This window comes from Candidatus Sodalis sp. SoCistrobi (assembly GCF_900143145.1).
Lineage (GTDB): Bacteria > Pseudomonadota > Gammaproteobacteria > Enterobacterales > Enterobacteriaceae > SoCistrobi.
The window spans coordinates 1-3672 of record NZ_FRDB01000259.1 but is presented as its reverse complement, the minus strand read 5'-3'; the positions used below and the strand labels follow the sequence as shown (position 1 = coordinate 3672).

The window sequence follows — 3672 nt, the reverse complement described above, 5'->3', positions numbered from 1 at the left end:
CATAGGTATCTACACATTTATCGTGATACCTGTTATTACTTTGCAGAATGATTTCAACCTATCTGTTGGCGGGATTGACTCTCGCCTTACCCGCCGATATCAGACGCTGGTTAAACAGCATATGACGCCCGCGGCTCTTCTTGCTTCTGCGGTTAAAGACCTCGCAAGTGCTCAAAAATCAACTTTCGCAACTACCCAAGCTGTCTGGCGTTTTCTGAATAATAAGCGAATTAGCTTCAGTCAACTCAATGAGCCAATTATTTCGCTAGCACTTGAGCAAATTTCGCTTAGCCCGCATCCATACGCTCTCGTTGTTCATGATTGGTCACGTTTACAATTTCTTTACCATCATGCCAAATACGGACGCTTAAAAATGACGCACGGTGGCGATGTTGGATATGAACTTCAAAGCAGCTTGCTGGTTGATGCTGGCACGGGTTTGCCAATAGCGCCTCTATCTCAGACACTTACCGATGCAACCGGTTGTCATTCAACGTTGGCGGAAGGACTGTCCGAACGGCAGACACATATGGACGCCTTGACGACCGATATTGCCCGTGTGGAATCGCTTAATATAGGTAAAAAGCTGATTCATATAATTGATAGAGAGGGTGACTCTATTGGACATATGCGGACGTTGAGTACTCAAGGAATATGCTGGCTTATCCGAGGAAAAGAAGGACATGGTGCAGAGTGGCAAGGTAATTCATTGAAAATTGGTGAGATTGCTGCTCTTCTGCCATACAACGGATGCGGACAGGTAGACTGGAAAGGGAAAAAAGCTGATATGGAAATCAGTGAAACCTCGATAGTCATAACCCGAGCTGCGCAGCAGAAGCGTAAAGATAAAGAAACCGGCCGCCGCATAAAAATCCAACCTGGAGAGCCTCTGACGGTCAGATTGGTTGTTGTTCGGCTTACGGATGATCTCGGTAATGTGGTGGGACGCTGGACGCTGCTTACAAACGTTTGCAGCGAGATCACCTGCGAGGAAGTAGCTCGTTGGTATTACTGGCGCTGGAATATTGAATCATTTTTTAAGTTGCTGAAAGGTGCCGGACATGACGTAGAAACATGGCTTCAGCGCAGCGCGCCAGCCGTACTACGCAGGTTGTTAATAGCCAGTATGGCTGCTGTTCTGGTATGGCGGCTGCAACGCGCTGAAGGAGAAGAAAATGCGGCAGCCCGCCAGCTGATATGTCGCTTGTCAGGACGACAGCAAAAGCGAGGCCGCAGAGAGAGCGCTCCTGCTCTGCTCGCTGGCCTATCCATCTTGTTGAATACACTAAAATTATTATCGGAATATAGTCTGGAAGAACTTACTCATTTAGCGAGAGTTGCTCTTAAGCCTCCTCCCTGATGTGTAGATACCTATGCTTCTAGGGTGTGTTCAGCACCTGAAAGCGACTATAGCGCATGGCATTTCCTGCGTCAAATGTGGGGCGTTCGGCGGTCAAATTTGGGCGATTCTGGCGTAGTCGGCAGGTCGAAATGAACGGTAAGTTATTGATAAAAATGTCGTGTATTGTCGTGCTTTGTTGTGTTTTGTCGCCTATTTTTTGAGCTGAGATTCCATTCAAGGTGTTGATATATTTGGCTTTTATGTGTTTTCGTGCTGCTGCTGGTCGAGCAGCGGCCGCAACGCTTCCGCCGGTTCCGCCGCGGCCAGCCGGGCCAGCGCTGGCGCCGAGGCTTGCGCCTGCTGCGCGGCCTGCAGGGACGCCTGCTGCGTCTGTTGCCAGGCCGATCGCCGCTGCGTCCGTTCAGTCAGCCAGGTGTGGTGACGTTGACGCTCATGGCGCTGGGTGTTTAGCTGCAGCTCGTCCTGCTGCCGCTGCGTCAGTTCGGCTTCCAGCATTGCCTGTTGTTCAGCGGTAAGCATTTCCATGGCACCCGCACGCGCTTCCCATTGCGCCAGCTCGTTGCGGACATCTTTGTTGCGCTCAAACACGTCGGCGGAAATGCGGCCGTAAATATCGGTGCCCGTCAGCTCCTCCAGCAGCCCGGCGCGGCTTTTGGCGTCGGCGTTCAGAAAAGCAGCGAAATCGCCCTGCGCCAGCAAAATCGATTTGGTAAACCGGGCAAAATCCAGCCCGGTTAATTCGGCAATCAGGCGTTTTTTATCGGTAATTTTATCCGCCAGGATCACGCCATCGCTGATGCGAGCCAGCTCCACTTTCGCCCCCTGTAGATTGCCGCCGGGTTGATTTTTCGCCCGACGCTGGCTCCAAAACGCGCGATAGCCGACCCCTTTGACGGCAAACTCCACCTCGGCAAGCGATTCAGCCGTATGGCGGGTCATCAGTTCCGCACCGGGATTCTCCCCCAGCCGTGGCGTCTGGTGATATAGCGCCAGACTGATGGCGTCGAGCAGTGTGGTTTTGCCCGCGCCGGTAGGGCCGGTGATGGCGAACAGGCTACTACGGGTCAAAGGGCGTGGCGGTAAAGTCGATTTTCCATTCGCCCTGCAGGGCATTGAGATTTTTTAGCCGCAGCGTCAGTATTTTCATGCGTCCGTTGCCTCATGGCCGTTGTGCAAATCATCGACCACTTGGTCAAACAGATGTCGGATGCGCCGGCACCGGGGTTCATCCGGCGTTTTCTCCAGCGCTAATCGCCGCTCAAACACCTCGCTGACGCTCAGTTCGCTCAGCGTCTCCTGCTGCAGACGGTGAAGGCCGTCGAGGCGCTGTTCGCGGCTGCGGCGCAGCAGCAGCACTTCCACCGGCAGCGATTCCGCCAGCGTCTGGATGCGCTGCTGAATGTCGGTCAAATAGCCGTCGGCCACGACTTCAATATCCAGCCATAACGGGCGTGCGCCGCGATAATCCGCATAGCTGCGCAACTGTTGTTCTATCTCCTCCACGCGGCCTTTAATAAGCCGCATCGGCTGTGTTTCCGGCACCGTAAGCGGCGTGACCTGCGGCGGCTGGCCGTTCAGGAAACTGACCAGATTGACCTGTTTCGGTTGACCCGCTTCATCAAAACTCAGCGGGATCGGCGAGCCACAATAGCGAATGCCGTCATTGCCACCGATAATCTGCGGTCGGTGAATGTGGCCGAGGGCGATATACTCCGCCGGCGGGAACAGACGCGCGGGAAAGGCACCAAGGGTGCCGATATAAATTTCGCGCACCGAATCGGTGGTGCTGGCGCCGACCGTCGTGAGATGGCCGGTGGCGATAATGGGGACCGGCGCGGGAAGGGCGTCGCGCAACCGCTGCGCCCGTTGATACAATTGCTGATAGCGTTCAGCGATGGCGTCCAAAAGCGCCTGCTGTTTTTCACCACCCGACAGGCCGCCGCGGCTGAGCAGTACATCCCGCGGCCGCAGATAGGGGACGGCGCACAGCACCGCGCCCGGCGCGCCGTTGCGATCCTGCAGGACCCACACCTGGTCCTCACCGTCGCCACCGGCCACTATTCGCGTATTCAGACAGGCCAGCAACGCGCGGGATTCGTTGAGGGTTGCCACCGCGTCATGGTTGCCGGCCAGCGCCACCAGTTGACAACCGGCAGGCTGCAGCGCCACAACGAAACGGTTGTGAATCACCCCGGATAAATTAGAGTCTATACTTTAAAAGTGGAGGTCTCTATGACAACGACCAAACGTTACTCTCCGGAAGTCCGTGAACGGGCAGTTAATCTAGTGCTGGAAACTCAGCATGAGCA

At 54.9% G+C, this 3672-nt stretch carries 2 protein-coding genes and 1 pseudogene; 1 reads left to right on the top strand and 2 read right to left on the bottom strand.

Features of this window, described 5'->3' with window-relative positions; translation table 11 throughout:
* Window positions 1-1360, top strand: a 1360-nt coding sequence (locus tag CINSTRO3249_RS13975) for a flagellar biosynthesis protein FlhF (protein ID WP_254304262.1), incomplete at its 5' end; no start/stop codon positions are given.
* A 270-nt stretch (window positions 1361-1630) separates the two neighbouring features.
* Here CINSTRO3249_RS13975 and CINSTRO3249_RS13970 read toward each other — a convergent pair.
* Window positions 1631-2510, bottom strand: a pseudogene (locus tag CINSTRO3249_RS13970) (AAA family ATPase); the annotation flags it as partial.
* A complete protein-coding gene (sbcD, locus tag CINSTRO3249_RS13965; RefSeq protein ID WP_074013712.1) occupies window positions 2507-3553 on the bottom strand; it encodes an exonuclease subunit SbcD in 1047 nt (348 codons plus the stop codon). The gene sbcD and the pseudogene CINSTRO3249_RS13970, both read right to left, overlap by 4 nt.
* Window positions 3554-3672: the final 119 nt, after the last annotated feature.